At 61.9% G+C, this 26,860-nt stretch carries 24 protein-coding genes; 1 reads left to right on the forward strand and 23 read right to left on the reverse strand.

Annotated features, from left to right (window positions below; translation table 11 throughout):
• Position 1 precedes the first annotated feature (1 nt).
• The 10 genes from IC757_RS08880 to IC757_RS08925 all read right to left on the reverse strand — a co-directional run bounded on the left by IC757_RS08880 (position 2) and on the right by IC757_RS08925 (position 12,688).
• A complete protein-coding gene (locus tag IC757_RS08880; RefSeq protein ID WP_190973962.1) occupies positions 2–982 on the reverse strand; it encodes an NAD(P)/FAD-dependent oxidoreductase in 981 nt (326 codons plus the stop codon).
• 112 nt (positions 983–1,094) lie between these two features.
• Positions 1,095–2,636 carry a lysine--tRNA ligase gene (gene lysS, locus IC757_RS08885; protein ID WP_190973963.1) on the reverse strand — a complete coding sequence of 514 codons (1,542 nt, stop codon included), beginning with the start codon at positions 2,634–2,636 and terminating at the stop codon, positions 1,095–1,097.
• Positions 2,637–2,759: 123 nt separating this feature from the next.
• Positions 2,760–3,858, reverse strand: a protein-coding gene (gene prfB / locus IC757_RS08890; RefSeq protein WP_190973964.1) for a peptide chain release factor 2 whose coding sequence is annotated in 2 segments (ribosomal slippage) — positions 2,760–3,785 and positions 3,787–3,858 — 1,098 coding nt in all. Because the reading frame shifts where the segments join, the coding sequence is not laid out codon by codon here.
• Between the two features lie 80 nt (positions 3,859–3,938).
• Positions 3,939–5,039 carry a chemotaxis response regulator protein-glutamate methylesterase gene (locus tag IC757_RS08895; RefSeq protein ID WP_223846073.1) on the reverse strand — a complete coding sequence of 367 codons (1,101 nt, stop codon included), beginning with the start codon at positions 5,037–5,039 and terminating at the stop codon, positions 3,939–3,941.
• A 29-nt stretch (positions 5,040–5,068) separates the two neighbouring features.
• On the reverse strand, positions 5,069–5,599 hold the full coding sequence (locus tag IC757_RS08900; RefSeq protein WP_190973966.1) for a chemotaxis protein CheD: 531 nt from the start codon (positions 5,597–5,599) through the stop codon (positions 5,069–5,071).
• Between the two features lie 2 nt (positions 5,600–5,601).
• Positions 5,602–6,471 carry a CheR family methyltransferase gene (locus IC757_RS08905; protein WP_223846074.1) on the reverse strand — a complete coding sequence of 290 codons (870 nt, stop codon included), beginning with the start codon at positions 6,469–6,471 and terminating at the stop codon, positions 5,602–5,604.
• Positions 6,472–6,579: 108 nt separating this feature from the next.
• Positions 6,580–8,574: a methyl-accepting chemotaxis protein gene (locus IC757_RS08910; RefSeq protein ID WP_223846075.1), complete on the reverse strand. Its 1,995-nt coding sequence runs from the start codon at positions 8,572–8,574 to the stop codon at positions 6,580–6,582.
• An 85-nt stretch (positions 8,575–8,659) separates the two neighbouring features.
• Positions 8,660–10,405: a methyl-accepting chemotaxis protein gene (locus IC757_RS08915; protein WP_223846076.1), complete on the reverse strand. Its 1,746-nt coding sequence runs from the start codon at positions 10,403–10,405 to the stop codon at positions 8,660–8,662.
• A 33-nt stretch (positions 10,406–10,438) separates the two neighbouring features.
• Entirely contained in the window at positions 10,439–11,020 is a 582-nt protein-coding gene (locus IC757_RS08920; RefSeq protein WP_190973967.1) for a chemotaxis protein CheW, read from the reverse strand.
• Between the two features lie 9 nt (positions 11,021–11,029).
• Complete coding sequence (locus tag IC757_RS08925; RefSeq protein ID WP_223846077.1) at positions 11,030–12,688, reverse strand: methyl-accepting chemotaxis protein; 1,659 nt, start codon at positions 12,686–12,688, stop codon at positions 11,030–11,032.
• A 272-nt stretch (positions 12,689–12,960) separates the two neighbouring features.
• On the opposite strand from IC757_RS08925, the gene IC757_RS08930 reads away from it, so the two are divergent.
• A complete protein-coding gene (locus IC757_RS08930; RefSeq protein WP_190973969.1) occupies positions 12,961–14,793 on the forward strand; it encodes a putative bifunctional diguanylate cyclase/phosphodiesterase in 1,833 nt (610 codons plus the stop codon).
• A 3-nt stretch (positions 14,794–14,796) separates the two neighbouring features.
• On the opposite strand, the gene IC757_RS08935 is transcribed toward IC757_RS08930, so the two are convergent.
• Genes IC757_RS08935 through flhA form a run of 13 tightly spaced genes read right to left on the reverse strand, consistent with a single transcriptional unit; the run spans position 14,797 to position 26,825 of the window.
• Entirely contained in the window at positions 14,797–14,997 is a 201-nt protein-coding gene (locus IC757_RS08935; protein WP_190973970.1) for a hypothetical protein, read from the reverse strand.
• Positions 14,972–15,472 carry a chemotaxis protein CheW gene (locus IC757_RS08940; protein WP_190973971.1) on the reverse strand — a complete coding sequence of 167 codons (501 nt, stop codon included), beginning with the start codon at positions 15,470–15,472 and terminating at the stop codon, positions 14,972–14,974. Before IC757_RS08940 ends, IC757_RS08935 begins: the two co-directional genes overlap by 26 nt.
• 23 nt (positions 15,473–15,495) lie before the next feature.
• Positions 15,496–16,074, reverse strand: a complete 579-nt coding sequence (locus tag IC757_RS08945; RefSeq protein WP_190973972.1) for a hypothetical protein — start codon at positions 16,072–16,074, stop codon at positions 15,496–15,498.
• Positions 16,071–16,874, reverse strand: a complete 804-nt coding sequence (locus tag IC757_RS08950; protein ID WP_190973973.1) for a ParA family protein — start codon at positions 16,872–16,874, stop codon at positions 16,071–16,073. The genes IC757_RS08945 and IC757_RS08950 overlap by 4 nt, the downstream gene beginning before the upstream one ends.
• Positions 16,871–17,788 (reverse strand): flagellar motor protein MotD, encoded by a 918-nt coding sequence (gene motD / locus IC757_RS08955; RefSeq protein WP_190973974.1) that lies wholly within the window; start codon positions 17,786–17,788, stop codon positions 16,871–16,873. Before motD ends, IC757_RS08950 begins: the two co-directional genes overlap by 4 nt.
• A gap of 9 nt (positions 17,789–17,797) precedes the next feature.
• Entirely contained in the window at positions 17,798–18,538 is a 741-nt protein-coding gene (locus IC757_RS08960) for a flagellar motor protein (RefSeq protein ID WP_190973975.1), read from the reverse strand.
• A 9-nt stretch (positions 18,539–18,547) separates the two neighbouring features.
• A complete protein-coding gene (locus tag IC757_RS08965; protein WP_190973976.1) occupies positions 18,548–20,572 on the reverse strand; it encodes a chemotaxis protein CheA in 2,025 nt (674 codons plus the stop codon).
• Positions 20,573–20,581: 9 nt separating this feature from the next.
• Positions 20,582–21,331 (reverse strand): protein phosphatase CheZ, encoded by a 750-nt coding sequence (locus tag IC757_RS08970; protein WP_190973977.1) that lies wholly within the window; start codon positions 21,329–21,331, stop codon positions 20,582–20,584.
• The gene (gene cheY, locus IC757_RS08975; protein WP_190973978.1) at positions 21,328–21,720 is read right to left on the reverse strand and encodes a chemotaxis response regulator CheY; all 393 of its coding nucleotides are present in this window, start codon (positions 21,718–21,720) and stop codon (positions 21,328–21,330) included. Before cheY ends, IC757_RS08970 begins: the two co-directional genes overlap by 4 nt.
• A gap of 56 nt (positions 21,721–21,776) precedes the next feature.
• Positions 21,777–22,499 carry an RNA polymerase sigma factor FliA gene (locus IC757_RS08980; protein WP_190973979.1) on the reverse strand — a complete coding sequence of 241 codons (723 nt, stop codon included), beginning with the start codon at positions 22,497–22,499 and terminating at the stop codon, positions 21,777–21,779.
• The gene (locus tag IC757_RS08985; protein WP_223846345.1) at positions 22,496–23,374 is read right to left on the reverse strand and encodes a MinD/ParA family protein; all 879 of its coding nucleotides are present in this window, start codon (positions 23,372–23,374) and stop codon (positions 22,496–22,498) included. The genes IC757_RS08980 and IC757_RS08985 overlap by 4 nt, the downstream gene beginning before the upstream one ends.
• Complete coding sequence (flhF, locus tag IC757_RS08990) at positions 23,367–24,701, reverse strand: flagellar biosynthesis protein FlhF (protein WP_190973981.1); 1,335 nt, start codon at positions 24,699–24,701, stop codon at positions 23,367–23,369. The genes IC757_RS08985 and flhF overlap by 8 nt, the downstream gene beginning before the upstream one ends.
• 42 nt (positions 24,702–24,743) lie before the next feature.
• Entirely contained in the window at positions 24,744–26,825 is a 2,082-nt protein-coding gene (gene flhA / locus IC757_RS08995) for a flagellar biosynthesis protein FlhA (RefSeq protein WP_190973982.1), read from the reverse strand.
• Positions 26,826–26,860: the final 35 nt, after the last annotated feature.

Raw genomic sequence — 26,860 nt, forward strand, 5'->3', positions numbered from 1 at the left:
TCTAAAGCAGCAGGCTGGCCAGCATCCGGTCCGCGGCCACACCACTGGTCCAGGCGCCCTCGATCCGGCTGCCGCTGCACCAATCCCCTGCCACCACGACCCGGCTTTCGCCGTCGACCAGGCAGCCTTTCTGCATGGCCCGACGGGCCATGGCATAACGCCAGCGGTGGGCGGTCCTGATACGAGGCGTCTTTCCGAATCCGGCATCGATCGAAATCAACGCCTCATACAGGCTGTCGATAACCCGGCCCGGCTCCTCTTCCAGATTGGCCTCCGACCACGAATCACTGGCATGCAGCACCCAGGACTCGCCGCCAGACCGTCCCGGCTTGCTGTTGTTGCGCGCCAGCCAGGTCAGCGCCCCCTGGTTGACGAAAGCGGCGTCGAATTCCACCGGCAGCGTCTCGTCCCAGCCCAGCATGACCGCCCAACATGGTTGCATCGGTACGGTACTGAGTGTCGGGTAAAGCGCATGCCCTTCCCCCAGCAGCTCGGCACTCTGAGCCGGTGGTGCTGTCAGCAACAACGCGCGTGCCGTCAGTGATTTCCCAACTTCGGTTTCCAGCTGCCACTGGCGCTCAAAGCGGGCCGAGGTCAGCCGACAGCTGTAACGGCAATCGAGCCCATCGGCCAGTCGTCTGATCAACCCGTTCATGCCAGGCACGGCCACCAGGCGCCGCTGAGGTGGGTCATCGAGGTCATTCGGTCGCGGACCCAGTACACGCAGACGTGGCTGCCATTCGGCCACGAGACCGGCCTGTTCCCAGACGCTGACCCGGCGCCGGAATGCATCGCTGCGGGCCGTGAAATACTGCGCGCCATGATCAAAGGCCAACCCGTCCTCGCGCCGGGTCGCACTGCGCCCGCCCGGACCACGCGATTTCTCCAGCACACACACCGACAGGCCACGGGCGGCCAGACGGCTGGCCGCAGTCAATCCGGACCAGCCTGCCCCGATGACGGCAACGTCAACAACAGACATTCATGGCCCCGGTCGCTTGCTCTGGAAACGCGGTCATGAGGCCATTGTGCCAGACCTGCCGCCTCGACAGCATGTCTCCTACCGGCCGTAGCCCGCGATCATGGCCGTGGGGTCAACCGGCCGAATCGCTCTCCGGCCGCAGGTAGGGAAACAGCAGCACGTCGCGAATGGACGGAGAGTCGGTCAGCAGCATGACCAGTCGGTCGATGCCGATACCCTCGCCGGCGGCCGGCGGCATGCCGTATTCCAGGGCTCGGATGTAGTCGTGATCAAAATGCATGGCCTCGGCATCGCCGGCGTCACGCGCCTCGACCTGGTCTCGAAAACGTTCGGCCTGGTCTTCCGGATCGTTGAGCTCGGAAAAGCCATTGGCAATCTCCCGGCCGGCGACAATCAGCTCGAAACGATCGGCAAAATCCGGGTCCTCGTCGTTGCGACGCGACAGCGGCGAGACTTCAATCGGATAGTCGACCACGAAGGTGGGCTGGATGAGGGTTTGTTCGATACCTGCCTCGAACAACTCCATCAGCAGACGGCCCCAACCCCAGTTGTCGTCCACGTGAATGTCATGCGAACGGCACACCGAGCGCAGCCGATCGGCGTTCTTGATGTCGGCGGGCTCGACCTCCTCGTAGTGATCGATCACGGCATCGGCCACGCGCACGCGGTCATACTGACTGCTGAAATCAATCGTTTCGCCCTGGAAGCTGACCCGGCCGTCGCTCATGCCCGGCAGCTCGCTGACCACGGTATTGAGCAGGTCCTGGGTCAGTGCAATCAGGTCGTTGTAGTCGGCATTGGCCCAGTAGTACTCGAGCATGGTGAACTCGGGATTGTGCCGAGTCGAAACACCTTCGTTGCGGAAGTTGCGGTTGATCTCGTAGACCTTGCCCAGACCGCCCACCAGCAGACGCTTGAGGTGCAGCTCGGGAGCAACACGCAGGTACAGATCAAGATCCAGCGCATTGTGGTGGGTCACGAACGGCCGGGCGGTGGCGCCGCCGGGAATGTGATGCATCATCGGCGTTTCGACCTCGAGAAACCCGCGACTGTCGAAATAGCGACGAATCGAGCGGACAATCAACGAACGCCGGACAAAGGTTTCTCGCACATCCGGGTTGACGATGAGGTCGACATAACGCTGCCGATAGCGGGTTTCCTGGTCGCTCAGACCATGCCACTTTTCCGGCAGCGGGCGCAGGGACTTGGTCAGCAGGCAGAGCTCACTCGCGTGGAGAGACAACTCGCCGGTCCGGGTTCGCATGACCCGGCCGCTAACGCCCACGATATCGCCGATATCCCATTGTTTGAAATCGCGATAAACGCCCTCGGGCAGATCGTCGCGGCGCAGGTAGAGCTGGATACGCTCACCCGACCCATCCTGAATATGGACGAAACTGGCCTTGCCCATCACCCGCCGGCTCATGATCCGCCCGGACAGGCTGAACGGCTCCTCGATACCTTCGAGTGCCGACTGGTCCCAACGCTCACCATCGGCGAAGCGCTCGTTGAGCTCAGCGGCCGTGACGGTGACCCGAAAATCGTTGGGAAACGCCTCACCGTGCTCGCGCAACTTTCTGAGCTTCTCGCGCCGCTCGGCAATCAGACGATTCTCGTCGACTTCCAGCGCACCATTGTTGTCCTTGTCCGTCATTGCATTATCCGTCTTCATTAAACCCGCAGATGAACTCAGATCATCGGAGATCAACGCAGATAACAGGCGTCTGGAACCCTATCCGTGCTCATCTGCGTGCATCCGCGGAAATTGGCCAATGCCCTACTCCAACCCGGCCTGGAGCTGGGCGGCGGCAAATTCGTCGAGGTCGCCATCGAGTACCTTCTGGGTATCGGACCGCTCCACGCCGGTGCGCAGGTCCTTGATGCGCGACTGGTCCAGCACATAGTTGCGGATCTGGCTACCCCAGCCGATATCGGCCTTTTCGTCCTCGGCGGCCTGGGCCTTCTCCTGCTGCTTCTGCAGCTCGAACTCGTAGAGCTTGGCCCGCAGCTGCTTCATGGCCCGATCCTTGTTCTTGTGCTGTGAGCGGTCGGTCTGGCACTGCACCACGATTCCCGTGGGCTCGTGCGTGATACGCACGGCCGACTCGGTGCGGTTGACGTGCTGACCACCCGCGCCCGAGGCCCGGTAGACATCGATGCGCAGATCCGAGGGATCGACTTCCACTTCGATGCTGTCATCGATTTCGGGCGAAACGAACACGCTGGCAAACGAGGTATGGCGCCGGTTGCCCGAGTCGAACGGCGACTTGCGCACCAGTCGATGCACGCCCGTTTCGGTACGGCACCAGCCGAAGGCGTGGTCGCCTTCAACGCGCACCGTTGCGCTCTTGATGCCGGCCACGTCACCGGCCGACACCTCAATCAGTTCCGCTTTCCAGTTGCGACGCTCGGCCCAGCGCAAATACATGCGCAACAGCATCTCGGCCCAGTCCTGGGCCTCGGTACCGCCGGAGCCGGCCTGAATGTCGATGAAACACGGACGATCATCCATGTCGCCGGAGAACATGCGCTGAAACTCCAGTTCCTCGACCTGCTTCTGCAGCGATTCGAGATCACCGCCGACACTGGCCAGGGTCTCCTCGTCATCTTCGGATAGGGCCAGCTCCAGCAACTCGCCCGCATCGGCCACGCCTTCGATCACCGCCCGCTGTGCGGTCACCAGACGGTCCAGGTCGGAGCGCTCCTTGTTCAGTGCCTGGGCATGATCCGGATCGTTCCAGACGTCCGGGTCTTCCAGCTCACGGGTGACTTCTTCGAGACGTTCTACCTTGCCATCGTAGTCAAAGATACCCCCTCAGCGCCCGCACACGGCGCTCCAGGTCGTCCAGAAGATTCTTCAGCGAGGTCTGTTCCATCGGGCAAGGCTCCGGTCAGTTCAAAGCGGCCTATTGTAACGGCCCTGAAAGCGCAATGAACACCCATCATCACAAACGAATCAATGAGCCGCCGAGACCGAGCGCATGATTTCTCCTGCCATCTTGTCCAGTGACAACACCTTGGCCACCCCGCCCAAGCCGATGGCCGAGCGCGGCATGCCGAACACGATGCAACTGTCTTCGTCCTGGGCCACGGTGTGCGCGCCGGCACGGGACATGGCCAGCAAACCGCGGGCGCCGTCATCGCCCATGCCGGTGAGAATGAAGCCCGCCGCGTTGCGACCGGCCTGCTCGGCCACGGAGTGAAACAGAACATCGACCGAGGGCTTGTGACGATTGACGGGAGCGGCATCGGTCAGGCGAACATGGTACTGGGCACCGCGGCGAATCAACTCCATGTGACGGCCGCCGGGCGCAATCAGGGCGCGCCCGGTAAACACCCGGTCGTTGTCACGTGCCTCGCGCACCTCAATGCGACACATGCTGTTGAGCCTCTCGGCAAACATGGCGGTGAACTTCTCCGGCATGTGCTGAACGATCACGATTCCCGGCGTAACCGCAGGCAGCGCCGTGAGCACACGCTCCAGGGCCTGTGTGCCGCCGGTCGACGTACCAATCGCCACCACCTGCTGGGTCGTCTCACTCATCGCGGTTGCCACCGGTGCAACCGCCGGTTCCCGGGTCGAGCCGGCAGGCTCACGCCCGCGGGCAACCGGCTCCGGCCGCCGGGCAACCGACTGCCCCAGGTTTCTCAGCCGTGCCTGGGCCGCACCCTTGACCGCGGAAACCACATCGTTGGCACCACTGTTGAGAAAATCACTCAGACCCGCCGTGGGCTTGGTAATGATGCTCACCGCCCCGGCGCTCAGGGCCTGCATGGTGGTTTCGGCACCCTTGACCGTCAGGGTCGAGCAGATCACTACGGGGGTGGGTCGCGCCTTCATCAGCTTGCGCAGAAACGTCAGCCCGTCCATGCGCGGCATCTCGATATCGAGCACGATGACATCAGGCCATTGCTGTTTCATCTTGCGCATGGCAAAAATGGGGTCATGCGCGGTGGCGATAACCTCGATGCCCGGATCGGCCGACAGCACGTCACTCAGCACGCGCCGTACCAGTGCCGAATCGTCCACGATCAATGCCTTGACGGGTCGACTCACCCCCCCCCGCCTGGTAGCGCCTTGAAGACTCATCTGGTTTCCTCTTGAAATGTATTATGACTGTGACGACCGTACTGAACCCAGACATCGCCACTGGCCAGCTCGAAATAGATCTTGCGGTAGCGCACCCCACCCACATCCGCCGCCTTGACCTGAAACCCGTTCTCGTTGAGCATCCGTCGCCCTTCGTCGGCGTTGACTTGGGCGACGTTGATGGGATTGCCATGAACCTTGATGTTCTCGAACATGTTGCCGCCGCCAAACAGCTTGACCTCGAAATCATCGGGGCGGCAACCGTTCTTCCTGATGGTCTTGAGAAAGAACTCGATGGCATCGGTCGCGTAGTAGCCCGGTGCGTAATGAGCACTGCGGGTGTATTGACTGCGATCGGTCAGGAGATAGTGACACATGCCACCCAGCTTTCGCTGCGGATGCCACAAGGTGATCGCCACACAGGATCCGAGCAGAGTCGTGATGACGGTTCGCCCATCTCCAAAATGCAGTTCGCCGGGCGCCAGGTTCACCACCGTGATCTGCGGATCGGAAAGCAGTGACTTCATGCTCAGTCCTCTTTCCGGTAGATGGAGGGCCTGACCAGCCGGATGTTGTCGACCACGCCATTAAGGCTTTCGGCATGACCGACGAACAGCCACCCGCCCGGCACCAGACGGGACAGTACATTCCGGACTACGCGCCGCTTGACCTCGGGATCAAAATAAATCAGGACATTGCGCAACAACACAAGGTCAAAACGTCCGAGACTGGACTGGTCATTCATCAGGTTTCCAGTCTGGAAGCGCACTTTCTGGCGAATTGTGCGGTCGATCATGAACTGGCCCGCCTTTGCGCCCACGCCCTTGAGGCAGCATGCCTTGAGGTAACGCTGCGGGATCTTTTCCGCTCGTTCCATCGGGTAAACACCCATGCGGGCCTTCTCGACCACACGGGTACTGATGTCGGTACCCAGGATTTCCCAGTCGCAGCGGCCGTCCAGGGTCATGATCATGGCCAGGGTATAGGCCTCCTCGCCGCTGGAGCAGGCCGCGCTCCACATCCGAACCCGGCGATTCTGCCACTGCGGAAGAATCTCTTGCCGCAGAAAGTCAAAGTGATTGTTTTCCCGGAAGAAATAGGTTTCGTTGGTGGTCAGCAGGTCGATGGCCAACTGACGCTCGACACGCCCCGCGGAGTTGGGCGTGGCATCGCTGATCCACTGAAAGTACTCACGGAAACTGTGGTGCCCCAGCTCCCGGAGTCGCTTGCTGAGACGACCGGCTACCAGCGCCCGCTTGGCCGGCGACAGATTGATACCGGCCGTTTCGTACATGAGCTTTCTGAACAGCTCGAACTCGGAATCGGTCAGGGCCGGCACACCGCCCGGAGGTGGCCGGGATGTCCCGCTGGAAGACCTTGATAAGGTTCTCGATGACAAGATCGACGACACTCCATGAAACGACAAGACACCATGCCCTGCAATTCAGACTATATAGCCCCGGTCCATCGAGACAACAATCAGACCGGCGATCCTGAGGCTCCCTGGTCAAAAGCGAACAAATTCATCCTCCTCCTGCTGCTCACGCTCGCCATGGCTGGTTCGACTGAGCTGACGGACAGAATCGGTACGCTCCTGATGCCTGGATGCGTTTTCAGCACGATCGGTGAGCATATTGCGATCATGCTCACCATCGGGTGAACCGATCCCCGACATAAGCTCACTACGCAGCTGGAAATAGGCCACCAGTTGCTGTAGCTGCTCGGCCTGGCCACTCATCTCCTCGGAGGTCGAGGCCAACTCTTCGGAAGAAGAGGCCGACTGCTGCGTGGTCGAATTCAACTGCTCCATGGAATCGTTGATCTGCCTGGCCCCGGAGGCCTGCTCCTCGGAAGCAGCCGAGATTTCCTCGACCAGGTCGGCCGTTTTCTGGATCGACGGCACCATCTGTTCAAGCAACTGCCCGGCCTGCTCGGCCAGGCTCACACTGCCCTGGGCCACCTCGCCGATTTCCTGTGCCGCCACCTGGCTGCGCTCGGCCAGCTTACGCACTTCGGCGGCCACCACCGCGAAACCCTTGCCATGTTCGCCGGCGCGCGCCGCCTCGATGGCCGCATTGAGCGCCAGCAGATTGGTCTGGTAGGCAATCTCGTCGATGATCGAGATCTTCTCGGCAATCTCCTTCATCGCGCCGACCGTCTTGCCGACAGCCTCACCACCTTCACCGGCCTCCCGTGCCGCCTTGGCCGACATCTCGTTGGTCACGCGGGAGTTCTCCTTGTTCTGCTCGATGGAAGCGGCCATCTGCTCGACCGCGGAAGTGGTTTCCTCGACACTGGCCGCCTGCTCGCTGGAGCCCTGACTCAGGCTCTGTGCCGTGGCCGACACCTCCTCGGAAGCCGATGACATGGAAGTCGCCACGCCCTTGATGTCGCCAATCACCTCGTACAGTCTGGCGGTCATGCGCTGAAGCGCATCGAGCAACTGACCCATCTCGTCCTTGCGATCAACCTCGATCTCTGCGGTCAGGTCGCCCTCGGCAAGTTGGTCGGCAAGCGCCTGGGCCCGCTGTACCGGATGAACAATACTTCGGGTGATTATCCAGGCCATGAGTATTCCCAGGCCCAGTGCAATCAAACTTACAATGATCTGCATGGCAATGCCGCGCTGGTTGCGCGTAGCCACCTGCGAGCCGAGTTCATCCTGTGTGGCGACGATACCGGCGGCAAGCTCTTCGAGCTGCTGTGTCACTCGTTCTCCAGCCGGATCGAGTCGTTGCTCCCTCAGTTGATTGCGATCGAGCATCGTGGTCACCAGTTCCTCGAATGATTCGAGAAACTCCTCGTGGGCCTCGACCAGCTCCTCGACCATGGCCATTCGCATGGGGTTTTCAAGGGTATCCAGCAACCCTACCAGTGCGCCACTGAAGTTTCGAAACTCACTGCGCACACGATCCGCATCCCCCATGGCATAGGAGTCGAGAAAACGGCCGGTATAGATCTGTGCCAGCAGCAGGTGACGCATGGCCACGGCAGCCTCGTAGGCACCATCCATATCTCCGTCAGCCCGCGAGCTGACCAGCACCTGGCTGAGCTGCTGTTCCATGAATTCCGCGTCGGGATCTATGTAGTCAAAGACCAGGTCGTCCCTGCGCTCCATCAGTCCCCGGATTTCTTCGAATACCGAATCAAACTCCTCGAGAGCGGATTCAATCTGGTCAAAATAGATCCGCTGAGCCTCGGTCGCATTGGCTCGCATATCCTCCAGCGCTGAGCGCAGGTCCGACATGGCTTCACGCTGAGCCTCGAGATCGGTTTCCGAACTGCTGTGGTTATACTCCAGCGCCATCAGGCGCATGCGAAGGAGATCGGCATTGGCGGAAGTCGCATCGTTTCCGCTGATGGCCAGTTCACGATAATCGCCGAAATCATTCGTGGCCCCGGTCAGTGCCCAGAAAGACATGATGGTTGCACTGACCAGCAACAGCAGGATCAGGCCAAACCCGATGCCCAGCTTCCACGCCATTCTCAGATCCTTGAGCATGTTCTCTCTCCTTCCCTCATGCTGTCCGGTTCACCCGCAAGCGACCACCGGTTTCGTTGTTCAACTGCGGCTGATGTTCGTGCCATCAGAAACGCACAAAGTCTGCCGTGGCGGGCTCAGCCTTTCCTGCCTGAACCGGCCGGCGCCGCGCACTGTTCTCAAAGCCACTCCTTGATTCTGGCCTGTTTCGGCCCTGACCCGAAGCGACCCGCCCTTCGCGCAGACGAAAATAGGCGACCAGCTGCTGAAGTTGCTGAGCCTGGCTACTCATCTCCTCGGAGGTCGAGGCCAGCTCTTCGGAAGAAGAGGCCGACTGCTGCGTGGTCGAATTCAACTGCTCCATGGAATCGTTGATCTGCCTGGCCCCGGAGGCCTGCTCCTCGGAAGCAGCCGAGATTTCCTCGACCAGGTCGGCCGTTTTCTGGATCGACGGCACCATCTGCTCAAGCAACTGCCCGGCCTGCTCGGCCAGGCTCACACTGCCCTGGGCAACTTCACCGATCTCCTGAGCCGCCACCTGGCTGCGCTCGGCCAGCTTGCGCACTTCGGCGGCCACCACCGCGAAACCCTTGCCATGTTCGCCGGCGCGTGCCGCCTCGATGGCCGCATTAAGCGCCAGCAGATTGGTCTGGTAGGCGATCTCGTCGATGATCGAGATCTTCTCGGCAATCTCCTTCATCGCGCCAACCGTCTTGCCGACGGCCTCGCCGCCTTCACCGGCCTCCCGTGCCGCCTTGGCCGACATCTCGTTGGTCACGCGGGAGTTCTCCTTGTTCTGCTCGATGGAAGCGGCCATCTGCTCGACCGCGGAAGTGGTTTGCTCGACACTGGCCGCCTGCTCGCTGGAACCCTGACTCAGGGTCTGGGCAGTTGCCGACACCTGCTCCGACGCCGACGCCAGCGAATCGGAACCAGCCCGAACATCACCGATGATCTGCCCCAGCTTCTGCTGCATTTCGCGCATGGCACCCAGCAGCTGGCCACCTTCATCGTTGCTGGTGACTTCTATCTCGCTGGTCAGATCACCTTCGGCCAGCCGTTGGGCAGCCTCTCGGGCCCGGTTAAGCGAGCCTCCCAGGCGCCAGTAGACCATCAACAGGGAACCGGCCACCATCATCACCATCAGTAGCAAAGCCACCAGCACGCCAATAAATGCCCTTTGCTGAGCGGCCTCGGCCGTATCAATGGCGCCCTGGGTGCGCTGGTCGACCAGCAGATAGAACTCGTCGAGCGGCTCCATGATGCGGGCTGCCTGACGGAAATACTCGTCGCTGAACATCATTTCACGGGCCCGACCCAGATCGCCCCCGGCATCCTCGCCAATACTCCGCGTCGATTGATTGCGGACCAGGTCCATGGCCTCGGCCTCCGTACGGGCCAGGGCACTGGATCGCTCCAGCGAGCGGTCGAGCTGGGCGAACTCCTCCTCGGTAAAGCCGGCCTCGCGAAACATATCCAGCAATGCGACCTGCTGGTCCGAGTCGGGCCGCGGCACGTCACCTGCGGCAACGAAATCCCAGTAGATGCGATGATAGTCTTCGGGCCGTGGCTGCTCTCCGGCACGAATGGCAATGATGTCGTTGTAAATCTGCTCGAAACGAGGCTCGCCGGTGACCACGAAGGCGCGCGCAAACCGGGTCAGGTTGACCGAACTTTCACGCATTTCGTTGGCCATCGCGATGGATTCCTGGCGGTTGACCTCCGCCTCTCTCAGGTCATTGGCTGCACCGCGATAGTTGGTCACCGCAGTCAATGCAAGGAGCGCCAGCACCAGGTTGATGCTGCCCAGCACGATGAAAATGGTCCGAATCTTGAGGTTGGAAAACCACATGTCCTGGTCTTTCTCCCGCCCCGGGGGGCACTGTCATTGGCCGGATCCGGTGTCCTCCTGATCCGCAGGTGAATGTTCTTCGGCGACCTGTTCCGTGGCTTCGCTGACCTGGGCCAGCTCATCCATGGACAGGACGCGTTCTTCTGCCAGCAGGATCACGAATTGATCGTCGACCTTGCCCATGCCGCGCACGAAGTCCGGGCCGATGCGTGCCCCGAACTCCGGGGCCCGGCGAATCTGTTCCGGCGGAATCTCGACCACTTCGGAGACACTGTCGACCATGACCCCCAGGTCCTGCTTCAACTGGCCGCGCGAGATCTCGATGACCACGACACAAGTGCGCTTGGTGACCTCGGATTCGGGCAGTCCGAATCGGCGTGCCAGATTGATGACCGGCACGACCTCCCCGCGCAGGCTGATCACCCCCTGGACAAACTCCGGCATCATGGGCATGCGCGTGGGGCGGCTGTACTCCAGAATCTCGCGCACATGCAGAATCCCGAAGCCGTACAACTCGTTGTCGAGTCGAAAGGTCAGAAACTGTCGATCCTGCTCGGCCTGTGCCTGGCGGGCCGTGGGATCGGTAGGCTGTGCGCTCGAACTGCTGTGCGTCATGGTGATCCTCTAGAATCGAACAAAATCGGACTCGTCGCTGTCGCTGCGAATCGCTGCCTTTCGTGGTGCAACCGGGTCATTGCCGTGTTCCTCGCTGGGCCGCCTGCCACGACGCGAAGAAAGTCCGCGTGAGTCACTAGCCGGCAACTCGCCACCGCCGACGAACCCGGCTTCGCTGACTCGGAAGAAAGTCATGAGCTGCTGCAACTGTTCTGCCTGACCACTCATCTCCTCGGAGGTCGAAGCCAGTTCCTCGGATGAGGAAGCGGCCTGCTCGGTGGTGGAGTTGAGTTGCCCCATGGCGTCGTTGATCTGGCGTGCGCCGGCCGCCTGTTCGGTGGAGGCTGCGCTTATTTCCTTGACCAGATCGGAGGTTTTCTGGATCGAGGGCACCATGCGCTCTAGCAGCTCGCCGGCCTGCTCGGCCAGGCCCACACTGCCCTGGGCCACCTCACCAATCTCCTGAGCCGCCACCTGGCTGCGCTCGGCCAGTTTGCGCACTTCGGCGGCGACCACCGCGAATCCCTTGCCATGCTCGCCGGCACGCGCCGCCTCGATGGCCGCGTTGAGCGCCAGCAGGTTGGTCTGGTAGGCAATCTCGTCAATGATCGAGATCTTCTCGGCGATGGACTTCATCGCATCGACCGTCTTGCCCACGGCCTCGCCGCCCTCGGCGGCTTCGCGCGCCGCCTTGTCGGCCATATCATTGGTAATGCGGGCATTTTCGTTGTTCTGCTCGATCGAGGCCGACATCTGCTCCACCGAAGAAGTGGTCTGTTCGACCCCGGCGGCCTGCTCACTGGCTCCCTGGCTCAGGCTCTGGGCAGTGGACGAGACTTCTTCCGAAGCCGAGGCCAGAGCGCTGGAGGCGCCATTGACCTCACCAACCACCTGGGTCAGGCGTGCAATCATGTCCTGCATGGCTTCAAGCAGCCGACCGATCTCATCGCGCGACCCGACCTCGATCTTCTGAGTCAGATCGCCTTCGGCCAGCCCACGGGCAATCTGCAAGGCCCGGTCCAGCGGGCCGGTAATGCCACGCAGAAGCAGTATGCTGAATATCCCCGACAACAACAGGCCGATCAGGATAATGCCGACCGTCAGGTTTCGCTGCCGTGCATATGCGGCCGTGGCGGCGCCATACTCTTCTCCGGCAACCTGAACCTGGAGATCCACCAAGGCGGCAATAGCCTCTCCGACCGGCTCGTAGAGCGGCCGGATCTGAGACTGGATCATCATTTCGGCATATTCGATCTCACCCTCGCGCAACTCGATCACCACTTCCCGCAGGGCATCGACGAATGCACCACGCACTTCGGCAAATTCGCCGGCCAGGATCTCTTCTTCCGGTGTCAGGTAGGTCTGCAGGTAGTCCGACCAGATCTCGTCGATGCGGCTTATGTTGCCCTCAACACGATTGGCTTGCCGACGCACGTACTCTTCACTGGGTGTCACCACCGACGACACCAGGGCGTAGCGATTCTGATTGAGCAAGTGACGAATTTCGGTCAACTGGTTGATGACGACGGTGCGATCCTCATAGACCGTCTCCAGGCCGGCAACCGTACGGTTCATGCCGCTCAACCCGGTCACGCCGATCACGACCAGCAGCACCGCCATGCTGCCGACCAGAATCGCAAGTTTGATCTTTACCGAAAGATTCTTCAATGTTGCGTCCTCAACTGGTCCTGGATCAATTGTTGATGTGCCTATGGCCATGGCATGCAAACGCCGTGCCCGCGCTGTCGTACACGCATGGCCTGTACCGTTTGTAGCGGCCTGCCCGGCCATTGCTTTAGCCGACAGCAAACTTTTTCACCCTCCTTCTAAAGTTGCCCTCCTTCGCGGCCGCTGAATGGGAACGAGGATGATTGCGGCCGCCTGTTGCCAGGCACGGCCGCAGCCGTGGTGACCATTCCATAAGGAGGCACAGGGGCGTCTTGATTGAGCAGCAAACAGCTTCAGGGCACGATGATGGCACGGCCTTGTCCGGCCCGGTCGTTCTGCTGGTTTCGCCAAGCGATGAGCTCGCTGTTCAGATCGAGCAGGGCCTGCAGGGGTTCAGCGGCGTAGCCGGCCTGAAGCACTTCACCGAGGCGATGGCCGCGCTGCGCCACTACGAAGCCAACGGCCCGGACATGGCAGGCCGGCCTCCCATCTGCCTGTTCGATGATGACACCCCCGACCTGACGCTCCCGGCCTTCGCCGAGAACCTGCGGGCCCTGCCCGGTGGCAGCGGCACCGCCCTGCTGGCACTGGTTGATAGCGATGCCGTCGACAAGGTGCAGCCGGAGCTGGTCACCGACGTGCTGACCACCCCGCCGGGCATGGCCGAGCTGCACATGCGCCTGCAGGCAGCCATGCGTCTGCAGCGCCTGGGTCGAACCCGATCCGTGCTGGCACGGCGCGTCGATCTGATTCGTACCGAGCAGCGCATCGCCAGCGCACGGCTGAAGTACCGGGCCAGCCACGACGAGCTGACCGGGCTGTTCAACCGACATTTTCTCGAGCAGCGACTGGCCGAAGTCTGCACCAGCGAGGACCGCACGGCCGCGCTGCTCTACATCGATATCGGCCGCTTCAAGGTCGTCAACACCTACGAGGGCTACCAGGCCGGCGATCGCCTCCTGAATCGTATTGCCCGCACCATACGTGGTGAGGCCGGGGACGAGGATATCGTCGCCCGGCCAGGTTCGGACGAGTTTGCCGTCCTGCTCTATGGCTGCAGCGAGGACGACGCCATCGAGGTTGGAGAGCGACTGCGACGCATGCTCACCGAGGCACGCTTCCGCGACAGCGCGCATGTCTATCCGCTGACCGCCAGCATCGGCATAGCCATGCTTCCCGACGGTGAAATGACTGCCACCCAGGCCCTGACCCGGGCCTACCAGGCCTGCTTTGTCGCCAAGAGCGACCAGGGCAACCGGGTTCACGTCTACAACGAGCGCGACGGCGCCCTGGTCAATGAACGCCGCGCCCTGCACTGGGTGCCGATGATTCGCGATGCGCTCAGCCAGAGCCGCTTTCGCCTGGTCTTTCAGCCCGTACTCGACATTCACGACCACAGCATTCGCCAGTACGAAGTGCTGTTGCGCATGCTGGCCGAGGATGGCTCCCTGATGCCGCCGGCGGAGTTCATCACCGTGGCTGAACAGACCGGCCTGATTCACGATATCGACCGCTGGGTGGTGTCCGAGGCCCTGCATGTCCTGGCTGGCTCGCAGGAACGCATTACCCTCAACGTCAACCTCTCTGGTCGCGCCTTTGACGATGCCACCCTGGTGCCCTTCATCCGCAAGGGGCTGGAGAAAGCAGGCAGCGATCCCAACCGCATCACATTCGAAATTACCGAGACCGCGGCCATCGGCAACCTCGAGCGAACCCGGGAGATGGTGCAGCAGTTGCGCGAGCTGGGCTGTCGCTTCGCCCTGGACGACTTCGGCTCGGGTTTCAACAGTTACGCGCATCTCAAGCAGTTTCCGGTCGATACAGTCAAGATCGACGGCAGTTTCATCACCAATCTCACCACGGACCATATTGACCAGAACCTGGTCCGGTCCATGGCCGACATCGCCCGCAGGCTGGGCAAGAAAACGGTGGCGGAGTTCGTGGAGAATGCCGAAACCCTGGCCATGCTGGCCGACCTCGGTGTCGACTACGCCCAGGGCTTCTTTATCGGCCGCCCCGATCCGACGGTGCCAACCATCCGCTCCTGGTCGGCTAACGATGACAAGGCCGAAAACCGGGGCTCGCCGGTTGATCAACCGGCCTGAATATCAGACATACTCGTCAATCAGTGGCCCGTCGTCATCATCGTCACGGGGCGGCGGGCGCTCGGACTTCCTGTCTTCCTCTGCCTCTTCATCGCGGCGACGCCGTCGCTCTTCCGGCGGTTGCCGGCGCGGATCGGGGCGACGCACCGGGTGTACCGGGTGCGTCGGGCCCAGTGGGTCAACCGGCTGCAGCTGCCTGTTCATACCGCAGTTCCTTGAGCCCCACCAGGCTCTCGATATCCAGCAGAATCAGCATGCCCGCCGGGGTCTGAATCACCCCCTGGACGTGACGTGAATCTTCTCCGGTGTCGTTGCCGCGCATGGCCTCGATACGATCCGGATCGAGCACCATGACCTCGGATACCTCGTCGACCAGCAGGCCGACCGACTGATCCTGGACATCGAGAATGATGATCCAGTCAGTCTCCCGGGCCGGCCGCGGCACCAGTCCGAGACGCTGTCGGGCATCGACCACGGTGACGATGCTTCCGCGCAGATTGATCAGCCCCAACACGAACGCGGGTGCACCGGGTACCGGAGTGATGCGAGCGCCGCACAGGATCTCCTGCACCTGGAGCACATTCAGGCCATATTGCTGGCCATCCAGACCAAACTGCAGCCATTCGTCCCAGTCGGCCCGAACCATGTCGTCAGCTTGAGTTTTTGCCTTGGCATTCATTGTTCCGATACTCCTTGGTCCGTTTACCTGACCAGCCGACGAATCTCGTCGAGATCCAGCAGCGCCATGCGCCGACTGGCGACAGTACCAGCCAGCCAGATTCGCTTGCCGGCGGTGCTGCGCCAGCTGACATCGTCCAGGTCAAGCTCTTCCTCAATGCCCTCGCTTTCGGCCACCAGCGCCCAGTCGCCATCGTCCAGCACGACCAGATGATGTGAATCATTGGCCAGGCGCAGACCGGGATCGGCCTGTCCGGGTGGCAACACCAGGGTACGGGTATCGACCACGATCAAGGGACCGGAGTCGGTTTCGGCCACGCGCCGCCAGTGCGGCGCCAGCGGCGGCGTCATGATCTCGGGAAGGGCCATCTCGCAACTGATTCTTCCGGCCGGAATGGCCAGGGTCAGACCTGCGGCAACAAAACGATAGTAGAGATCCGACGTCAACTCCTCAGCCGCCATCTCCGGCGCGGGCGCCAACAGTGGTTCAGAAGATGCCTCCACACCATTGCGCTTTGCCGGCCGGTCGCCCCCGAGCAATTGCTCCAGGTACTCCTGCAGCGCCCGGCTGGCGCCGGTCAATCCGGAATGTGTATTCATCATGCGCTTGCCTCCTCGGCAGCCGGTTCGTCGGCCCGCTCTTGCTCCAGCGCCAGCAGATCGTCCAGCAGCACCTTGAATGCCTTTGCACCTCGGCTGCCGCGATCCAGACAGGGTAGCGGTCGACCCTGCCGGCTGGCTTCCCGGAACTGGGTATCCACCGGAATCACCTGCTCCCAGAGCACGTCCTCATAGTCCTCGCGCAACTGCCTGAGCACCCGAATGGATGCACGAGTGCGACGGTCGAATATGGTCGGCACAACCAGGTGCGGCAGCATCTCCCCCCGCGAGTGGTTGATCATCTCCAGGGTACGACTCATTCGTTTCAGGCCCTTGAGGGCCAGGTATTCGGTCTGGGTCGGGACGATCACCTTCGAGGCGGCGGCCAGAGCATTGACCATCAGAACGCCCAGGGTGGGAGGGCAGTCGAGGATCACCCGGTCGTAACTCCCGGCCACGGCTTGCAGTGCCTGCGACACGACAAGTCCCTGCCCCTGGCGACTGCCCAACTGCCGGTCCAGGGTGGCCATGGCCGGTTCGGCAGGGAGTAGATCCAGACCTTCTTCCTGGGTTTCCAGAATCAACCGGCGCGCATCGGCCGCACCGTCTTCACCAAACAGGTCGTACACGCTACCCGGAAGGTTCTCGGGATCCAGTCCGAAGTAGCTGGTCAGCGAGGCATGCGGATCGAGATCGACAAGCAAAGTGCGCTGCTTTCGGAGAATCAGCCATCCGGCCAGCGAAACCGCGGTCGTGGTCTTGCCCACTCCACCTTTCTGATTGGCCACTGCCCAGGTATTCATGGTGCTACCTCCTCGTGATCTGCCGCCTCGGACTCGGCTTCCGCTTCGGTGCCCCTGCCGGCGAATTCCTCGGGCACTGCGTCACTGGCCAGGATGATGACGACGACCCGGCGATTGCGATTGCGCCCTTCAACCGTTTCGTTGTCGGCCACGGGCCGATACTCGCCCAGACCCAGGGCCGCGAGCCGGTTGGGCTCGATGCCGTGCCGTTGGAACAGCCGCACGACGCTGGTGGCTCGTGACGCCGACAGCTCCCAGTTCGACGGGAAACGCTGGGTGGCGATGGGCACATCGTCAGTATGCCCCTCAACCCGGATGGCATTGGGGAAAGGTGCCAGAATCTCGGCCAGTTGCCGGAGTATCGGCCTGGCCGCTTCGGAAATATCGGCTACACCAGTAGGAAACAGAATATCGGTCATCACTTCGACTTCGAGCCAGAACGGTGTTTCGCGCACCCGAACCTGCTCAAGCTCGATCAGCTCGCCCAGTGCTTCGCGCACTTCATCGGCCATGATCTGCAGCCCGGCCTCCAGCTCGCGGGCACGGACATCCAGGTCGTCGCCGGTGTCCGGAATCAATCCCGCATCTTCCAGCGCTTCACGACCTGGCATGCGTTCCCGGGGCATCTCGGTCTGAACCCGCGGATCCGGCAAGCTGCGCGGCGTGATATCAAGACGCCCCTGGTCGATGGCCGGAGGGCTGGGGTCACCCACCTGTATCGGCTCGACGCTGCGTGGCGGACCACGGAAGGCCGCAGTCAACGACTCGGCCAGCACGCGATACTTGCCCTCGTTGACCGAAGAGACCGCGTACATGACCACGAAGAAAGCCAGCAGCAGGGTGATCAGATCGCCATAGGGAATGGCCCAGGCTTCATGGTTGGCATGTTCTTCCTGTCGCTTCTTGCGTGCCATGGCCAGCCCCTAGTTCAGGAAACCCTGAAGCTTGGTTTCGATATTGCGCGGGTTTTCGCCCTGGGCGATCGAGACGATGCCCTCGACAATCATTTCGCGCACCTTGCTCTGGGTCTGTACCACACCCTTGAGTTTTCCTCCCATCGGCAGGAAAAACAGGTTGGCCGAGGCAATCCCGTAGATGGTGGCAACAAAGGCAACGGCGATGCCTCGGCCGAGGTACTCGGGATCGGCCAGGTTCTGCATCACCGCGATCAGCCCCATGACCGCGCCGATGATTCCCATGGTGGGCGCGTAAATGCCCATGGACTCGAACACCTTGGCCGCAGCCAGGTCCAGTTCCTCGCGGGTGGAGATCTCGACCTCCATGATGTTCTGTATGGCATCGGGCTCACTGCCGTCGACCAGCAGTTGCAGGGCCTTGGCAATGAATGGATCGGACTCCATCTCGACATTGGACTCCAGCCCAAGGAGTCCCTGCTTGCGGGCGACCTGGCTCCACTCGATGATCTTCTCGATGACCGCTTCGCTACCCAGATCAGGTGGGAAGAACACCCAGCGCACGATATTCATGGCCCGCATCATCACGGCCATGGGCGTCTGCAGCAGCGTGGCCGCCACGGTGCCCACGATCACGATGACAAAGGCAGCACCGGACCAAAGTGCGGCAATGCCACTGCCCTTGAGCACCGTGCCGCCGAAAATGGCGATCAGGGCCAGAATGAAACCGATGATGCTGAGAAGGTCCATCGCCAGTTCCTAGCGCAGCCTGCCGACCCGTTTCATCAACCCGTTGACGTCCATGATCAATGCGATATAGCCATCGCCAGTGATGGTGGCTCCGGCAAAGCCGGTCAGACCCTGCAGCAGGGTACCGAGCGGCTTGATGACCACTTCTTCCTGGCCAAGCACATCGTCGGTCACGAAACCGACTGCGTCGCTGCCCACCTGGATCACCACCACATAGCCGCTATTGTCATCCTGACCTTCATCGCCCAACTGCATCAGGCGATCGAGGAAGACCAGCGGCAATGGCTTGTCACGCACCATGACCACGTCACGACCCTCGACCTGGCGCACGGCATCGGGTTCAAGAAAGAATACCTCGACCACGTGAGACAGCGGAAAGGCGTAGCGGCGACGTCCAAGCTGCACCATCAGCGCCGGCAGGATGGCCAGGGTAAGCGGCACACGCACCCGAAAGGTCGTCCCCTGGTCCGGCTCCGACTGAATGTCGATGGTCCCGTTGAGCTCTCCGATACGGGTCTTGACCACATCCATGCCCACGCCACGACCGGAGACTTCCGACACCTCGTCACGCGAAGACAGCCCGGGCAGCAGCATCAGATCGAAACACTCGTGACGTTCCAGCTTGGCGGCCACTTCATTCGACACCAGCCCCTTGGCCACTGCCTTGCGTCGCAGCGCATCAGCATCGATGCCGGCGCCGTCGTCGCGTATGGTAATGACGATGTGATCGCCTTCCTGGGCTGCCGCCAGTTCGACGTGGCCGGCTCGCGGTTTTCCCTTGGCCTCGCGCTCGCCAGGGGACTCGATACCATGATCCATGGCATTGCGGACCAGGTGCACCAGGGGGTCGGCCAGTGCCTCGACCAGGTTCTTGTCCAGGTCAGTGTCCTCGCCCTGCATGGTCAGCTCGATTTCCTTGTTCAGATTGCGAGCCAGGTCTCGGGTCAGACGCGGAAAACGTGAGAACACCTTGCCAATGGGCTGCATGCGGGTCTGCATCACGCCCATCTGCAGATCCGCCGTCACCAGGTCGAGGTTGCCCACGGCATTCTGCAACTCCTCGTTCTTCAGCTGCGCTCCGAGGTTGGTAAGGCGGTTGCGCACCAGCACCAGTTCGCCCACCAGATTCATGACCGTATCAAGGCGCGACACATCGACCCTGACGGTCGATTCGGCCACGGTCGTCGGTGTCTGAACCCGGGGCGCGGCCTTTTGCGCCTCGTTGTTCTGTTCCGGTTGAACAGGATCCGGCGCCGGGGTTTCCTGCTGCCCACTGCCAGCCTGCTGCAGCTCATCGAGCAGGGCCTCGAACTCTGCCTCGGTAATCTCGTCCTCGCTGTCGCTCTCGGTCCGAGACATCTCCGGGGCGGCGGCCTTGTCCTCGACACGAGCGTCTGATTCGGTAGCACTCACTTCTTCGCCCTGCCCCTGCATCTGGTCGAGCAGGGCCTCGAACTCGTCCTCGGTGATCTCGTCGGATTCCTCGTTCTTGCCCGCCACGTCCAGCTCGCTCGACTCACCCGTGCCCGAATCACCTTCCAGTGCTTCGGCCAGCATGTTCTCGAACTCGTCGTCGGTCACATCACCGCCACCCCCCTCGGTGCCGGCGGATTGCGCAGGCGCCTGCTTGGGCCCGGCGCCACCCGTCTGGCGCACGAAACCACGCAACTGATCGAGCAGTGCCGGCGGCGCCGGTTGCGGTTCACTTCCGGCCCGCAGGGCCTCGAGCATGGCGGTGACCACGTCCAGCGCGTGCAGGATGGCATCCATGATGTCGGCATCAAGCTCGCCTTCCTTGCGACGCAGGGCATCAAAGACCTCTTCGGCACAATGACAGCAGTCCACCAGCGGGGCGATATCGAGAAATCCCGCCCCGCCCTTGATGGTGTGAAAAGCTCGAAAAATGCTGTCCAGCAGCTCACGGTCATCAGGCTGGCGCTCCAGCCGAACCAGCTGTTCACCAAGCTGATTGACGATCTCACCGGCCTCATTGAGATAGTCCTCGCGTATGCTGTCATCGACCTGGTAGTTCATGCTTGCCTCCTAGAAGCCGAGACTGGACAGCAGGTCATCGACCTCGTCCTGGTTCTTTAATTCCTCGGCTTTCTTCTTGCGCTTCGGCGCTGACGCTTCAGCCGCCTGCCCGGCTTCGCTGACCTTGTCGGAAACCTGGCCGGACAGCCGGATCATGTCGATCAGGGTGGTTTCCACCTCCTGCACCAGTCGAACCACCTTGCGAATGGTCTGCCCGGACAGGTCCTGGAAATTCTGGGCCAGAAGCACTTCCGAGAGATTGCCGCGAAGCTGGCCGCTATCGGCGCGGGTCTGCTCGAAGAAGGCCTGGGTGGTTCTGATCAGTTCATTGAACTCGGCGGCTGACATTTCACGACGCCTGAATCGACGCCACTGACCATCGAGTGACTCGCAGCTTTCAGCCAGAGACTCGGTCAGGGGCAGGCTCTCCTCGACCAGGTCCATGGTCTTGTGTGCCGACTCCTCGGTCATGGCCACCACCTGGTCGAGTCGGTGACGGGCATCGGGGAACTCTTCCTTGGCCAGGGCCTCGACGCGCGGATCGACCTGAAAGTTGGTCAGCGCCTCATGCAACTGCCGGGTCAACCGTCCGATATCCTGAAACAGGGAGCGTTCACGCAATGCCGTCAGTTCGTCGAGGTTGGCATAGAAAGTGGCCTCGTCGCCGGCACGGGCAGCGCTTGCCAGCGTCTCGATGGTCTCGAGATAGTCCTGTGGCTTGCCCGCCTCGGCTATTCGAACCGAATCTGCGTCATTCATGAGCCTGCCTCCAGACGTTCGAAGACCTTCTCGAGCTTGTCCTTGAGGGTCTCGGCAGTAAACGGCTTGACCACGTAGCCATTGACTCCGGCCTCGGCGGCAGCGACGATCTGGTCGCGCTTGGCCTCGGCGGTCACCATCAACACCGGAATACTCTTGAGGTCATCGTCGGCGCGCATGGTCTTGAGCAGTTCCAGGCCCGTCACGCCGGGCATGTTCCAGTCGGTCACGACGAAATCGATCGGCGTGGACCTCAGCACCTGCAGGGCCGATTTACCATCGTCGGCTTCCTTGATATTGCTGAAGCCCAGCTCCCGGAGCTGATTGCGGATGATGCGACGCATTGTCGAAAAATCATCCACCACCAGTAGCTGCATGTTCTTGTCCAAGTTCGTCTCCTTGCAAAATGGGTTCTGCTATCCGTTCATGCTGCCATGCACGAGCTTCACGAGCGCAGATCGGCCAGATCCGCGCGCAACCTGGCCAGCGACTGGCCATGCAGTTGGCATATGCGCGATTCGCTCACGCCCATGACTTCTCCGATCTCGCGCAGATTCAATTCGTCGCTGTAATACAAACTCATGACCAGCTTCTCTCTGTCCGGCAGTGTCTCGATGGCATGGGCCAGCGCCTTCTCGATATCCTGCGCCTCCAGGCCCTCTTCAGGGCTTTTCTCATCGCCCGGCAGCGGGCTTTCCTCGCTGTCGACCGGCGACAACTCGTCCATGCTGAACATGCGACAGGTCGCCGCTTCGGCCGCAATACGATGGTATTCGTCGAGACCCAGGCCCATCTCCTCGGCAATTTCGGTGTCTCTGACTCGCCGACCCAATCGGGCCTCGAGTTGACGAATGGTTTCCACCATGTCGCGAACCTTGCGGTGTACCGAACGCGGAACCCAGTCGGTTCGCCGCAACTCGTCGAGCATCGCGCCCCTGATCCGGATACCGGCATAGGTTTCGAAACTCGCGCCGCGATCACCGGTGTATTTTCCTGCCGCCTCGATCAGGCCGATCATCCCGGCCTGCATCAGGTCGTTGACCTCCACACTGGCCGGCAGCCGGCCGACCAGGTGGTAGGCTATGCGCCGCACCAGGTGGGCATAGCGCTCGACCAGGTCATCCTGGTCCAGCCTCTGAACCTCGAGGTATTCCCTCGGGCTGTTCATGAGGCCACCCCGCGGGATGACTCGGTACCGACAAGTGCTCGCTCGAAAAAGAACTCCAGATGGCCGCGCGCACCGGTCGGCACATCCCATGTATCGGCATGTTCGGACAGTTTCTTGAATGCCGAAGCAGCCCGGCTGGAGGGAAATGCGGTCATCACCGGCTCCTGCTGCTGCAGGGCCCGGCGCAGGAACTCGTCGTGCGGCACACAGCCGGCATAGTGCAGCGTGAGGTCCAGGTAGCGGTCACTGACGCGCGCGATCTTTCTGTACAGCGCCCGCCCCTCGGCCTCGGAGCGGACCATGTTGGCCACTACGCGGGCACGCTGTACCCCGTAATCGCGTGAAAGCACCTTGATCAGTGCGTAGGCATCGGTAATGGAAGCAGGCTCGTCGCAGACCACCACGAGCACCTCGTGGGCGGCGCGGGCAAACATGGTCACGGAGGTGTTGATACCAGCAGCCGTGTCGACCACCAGCATATCCAGGTCCTCGCCCAGCTCGGAAAAGGCGTGTATCACCCCCCCACACTCGGTCGCCGACAACGACGCCATGTGCTGCACGCCCGATGCCGCCGGAATGATGCGTACGCCCGGCGGCCCCGGCAAAACGATATCCCCGAGCTCACATTCGCCGCTGAGTACATGGGAAAGGTTCTGTCGCGGGTTCAGCCCCAGCAACACATCAATGTTGGCCAGGCCAAGATCTGCATCCAGCAACCAGACCTTTTTGCCGCTCAGCGCCCGGGCAGTTGCCAGGTTAACCGAGACGTTGGTCTTGCCGACTCCGCCCTTTCCGGATGCAACGGCCACCACCTGCACAGGGCGCTGACGGCGGAGATTCCGCAGGCCAGCAGCCTGCCCCCCTTCTTCAAGCATGGGCATGACGAATCTCTCCGAACTGCTGGGCCAGGTAGTCTTCATTCATGGGTTTCCTGCCCGATTCCTTCATCAGCTCAATGGCCCGGCGAACCAGGTTGCGGGTGCTGGCACGCCGCAGGTTCTCCGGCACCTGCTGTCCATCGGCAGTATAAGCCAACGGCAACTTGTGCCGTTCCAGTACCGACAGCAGTCCACCCAGACTGCCGGCCTCGTCGAGCTTGGTGACAATACCTCCCGCCAGGGGCAACTGCCGGAATGCTGCCACCGCCTCTTCCAGCGACTGAATCTGGGCATTGGCAGCCAGCACGAGGTAGGGATTGATCCGCCGTCCCGAGCTGTCGAGCGATTCCAGTACCCGCTCGAAGCGCTGGTCGCGCTGACCAATGCCCGCGGTGTCGACCAATACCAGATCGGCGTGCTCCAGTCGCTGCACCCGTTCGTGCAACTGCTCGGCACTGGTGGCCACGTACACCGGAATATTGAGCATGCGCCCGTAGGTAAACAACTGCTCCTGCGCACCGATACGATAATCATCGGCACTGATCAGGGCCACGTTCTCCGGACCATGACGCTGGGCATGGCGAGCCGCCAGCTTGGCGATGGTGGTAGTCTTGCCCACGCCAGTGGGCCCGACCAGGGCAACCACGCCGCTACCTTTGAGTGGATCCGTGCCCACGGTCTTCAAGCGTCGCGTCAGTTCACCCAGCGATGCGTGCAGTATGCGCATCAGATCGGAGTCTTCCGGCCCCACCCTGGACACCAGGTCCTGGGCCAGATCCGGCGCCAGGCCGATGCGGACCAGATCGCGCAGCGCAGCCGCCCGCGCCGGGCTGCTGCGCGCCAGATCGTTCCAGGCCAGGCTGGAGAGCTGTGACTCCAGCATCTGCCTCAGCGCGGCGATCTCGGCTTTCATGTGTCCGAAAGCGGCTTCGTCGGCATAGCCATTCGCTTCCAGTATCGCCGGCTTCGGGGTGGATCGTGGCACGCGACGCGTTCGCGTCGGGGCGGGTTTGGCCATGGGCCGGACAACGGTATCCGACGCGGTGTCAGTGGAACGAGTGCGCGATACGCCGGCCGCACCCTCCTCGTCAACGTCGGATTCACTATCGCTGCTCGAGGCTGCCTGGCCCTGCGCGTATCCGCCCGTCTCGCCGCGGTCGCTTGCGAAGTCGATCAGGGTTTCGTCATAGTCCACCGCGGCAATGAGTTCCAGGCCATCGGGCAGGGTCCGGGTCGACAGGATGACCGCATCGGGCCCCTGCTCCTCTCGCACCTGCCTGAGGGCCTGCCTCATGTCCGATGCCACATATCGCTTGATCTTCATCGCCGTCTACCTCGTATTTTCCCGGTTGCCGGCATCCCGGCTTCAGCGTGATACCGATCCGACCAGCCGTAGTTCCCGGTCCTCCGGGATTTCGCTGTGGGACAGTACGTGCAGTCCCGACACCGCCTGGCGGGCAAACCGCGCCAGCATGTTGCGGATGGTGGGTGGAACCAGCAGCACTGCCGGTTCACCTCGTGTTTCCTGCTGGCGGGCGCTGGCATGCAATTCCTCGCGCAGCTTTTCGGCCAGGCCCGGTTCCAGCATGCCGGCATCGCCCTTTTGCACCATGTCGTGCAATAGTTGTTCCAGCTCGGGCGCCAGAGTAATGACGGGCAGCTGTCCGTTACCTCCGGCCTCCTGTGTGATCTGTCGTCCCAGTGCAATGCGCACCTCGGTCAGCAGTGCATCCGGGTCCTGGGTGCGGGTGCCATGCTCAAGCAGAGCCTCGCAGATGCTGCGCAGATTGCGCACCGGCACACCTTCGACCAGGAGCTGCTGCAACACCCTCACCACCACAGACAGCGGCAGGGTCTTGGGCGTCAGATCTTCGACCAGTTTCGGCGCACTCTTGGCCAGTACGTCAAGCATCTGCTGGGCTTCCTGGTGGCCAAGCAGTTCATGGGCATGTTTCTTCAGCAAATGGCTCATGTGAGTGGCGACCACGGTGGCCGCGTCGGCAACGGTGTAGCCCATGGTCTGGGCATGTTCACGACTACCTCGCTCGATCCAGACTGCCGGCATGCCGAAAGCCGGGTCGCGCGTCTCGATACCCTGGACACGGCCGCTGGTTCCCCCTGGATCGATGGCCAGGTCACGGTCCGGGTGGACCTCGGCCTCGGCCACCGGCACACCGAATATCGTGATCCGGTAGCGGGTCGGCGCCAGGTCCAGGTTGTCGCGGATGTGCACCGGAGGAATCAGAAAGCCCAGGCTCTGGGAGAGCTTCTTGCGCACACCCTTGATCCGGTTCATCAACTCGCCGCCCTGGCGGCTGTCGACCAGTGGTACCAGACGGTAGCCGACCTCCAGGCCGACCGGATCAACCTGGGTGACATCTTCCCAGCCCAGCTCCTTCGGCTTGTCCTCCTGGCTGGATTGCTCGGCCCGGTCGCTTTCCTGCACGGCCTCGGTCTCCTGTTCGATCTGGCGCTTGTACTGCAGCCAGGCCGCGCCGCCAGCCAGGGTGGCCAGCAGAAGAAACGCCATGCTGGGCATGCCCGGCACCAGCCCCAGCAGGCCGAGAACGCTGGCCGTCAACGCCAGCACCTTGGGCTGACCGAAGACCTGCGAGATCATTTCGCTGCCCATGTCCTGAGACCGCGACATCCGGGTCACGATGATGGCCACCGACGTTGACAGCAGCAGGGCCGGGATCTGTGCCACCAGGCCATCGCCCACCGTCAGCAAGGTGTAAGTCTCGACGGCCGAACCGAACGCCATGCCATGCTGCATGGTGCCGATCAGCAGCCCACCGACCACGTTGATCAGCAAGATGATGATGCCGGCCACGGCATCGCCCCGGACGAACTTGCTGGCACCGTCCATGGAGCCGTAGAAGTCGGTTTCCTGACGGATTTCTTCGCGCCGTTCACGCGCTTCGTACTGATCGATGATGCCGGCGTTGAGGTCGGCGTCGATCGCCATCTGCTTGCCCGGAATCGAATCCAGGGTAAAGCGGGCCGTGACCTCCGAAACCCGCGTCGCGCCCTTGGTGACGACCACGAAGTTGATCACCACCAGAATGGCAAAGACGATCAGGCCGACGGCGTAATTGCCCCCCACGACAAAGTCGCCAAAAGACTCGATCACGCGACCGGCAGCGTCGGTGCCGGTATGACCGTTGAGCAGAATGACCCGGGTCGAGGCGATATTGAGCGCCAGGCGCAGGAGCGTGCCGACCAGCAGGATGGTGGGAAACACGCCCAGATCCAGCGGACGCAGCACGTAGATTACTGCCAGGATGATCACCAGCGACAGGGTGATATTGAAAGTGAACAACAGATCCAGCACCGGTGCCGGCAGCGGCAGCACCACCATGGCCAGCACCATCAACACCAGGATCGGCGCACCGATGCCAATGGCGTTGACGCGCTTCAGCAGTAATGGAAAACTGGTGCTGTTCATGCTCCGGCAGACTCCGCAGAAAGACCTTCAATGCT

This window comes from Wenzhouxiangella sp. AB-CW3 (genome assembly GCF_014725735.1).
Taxonomy (GTDB): Bacteria; Pseudomonadota; Gammaproteobacteria; order Xanthomonadales; family Wenzhouxiangellaceae; genus Wenzhouxiangella.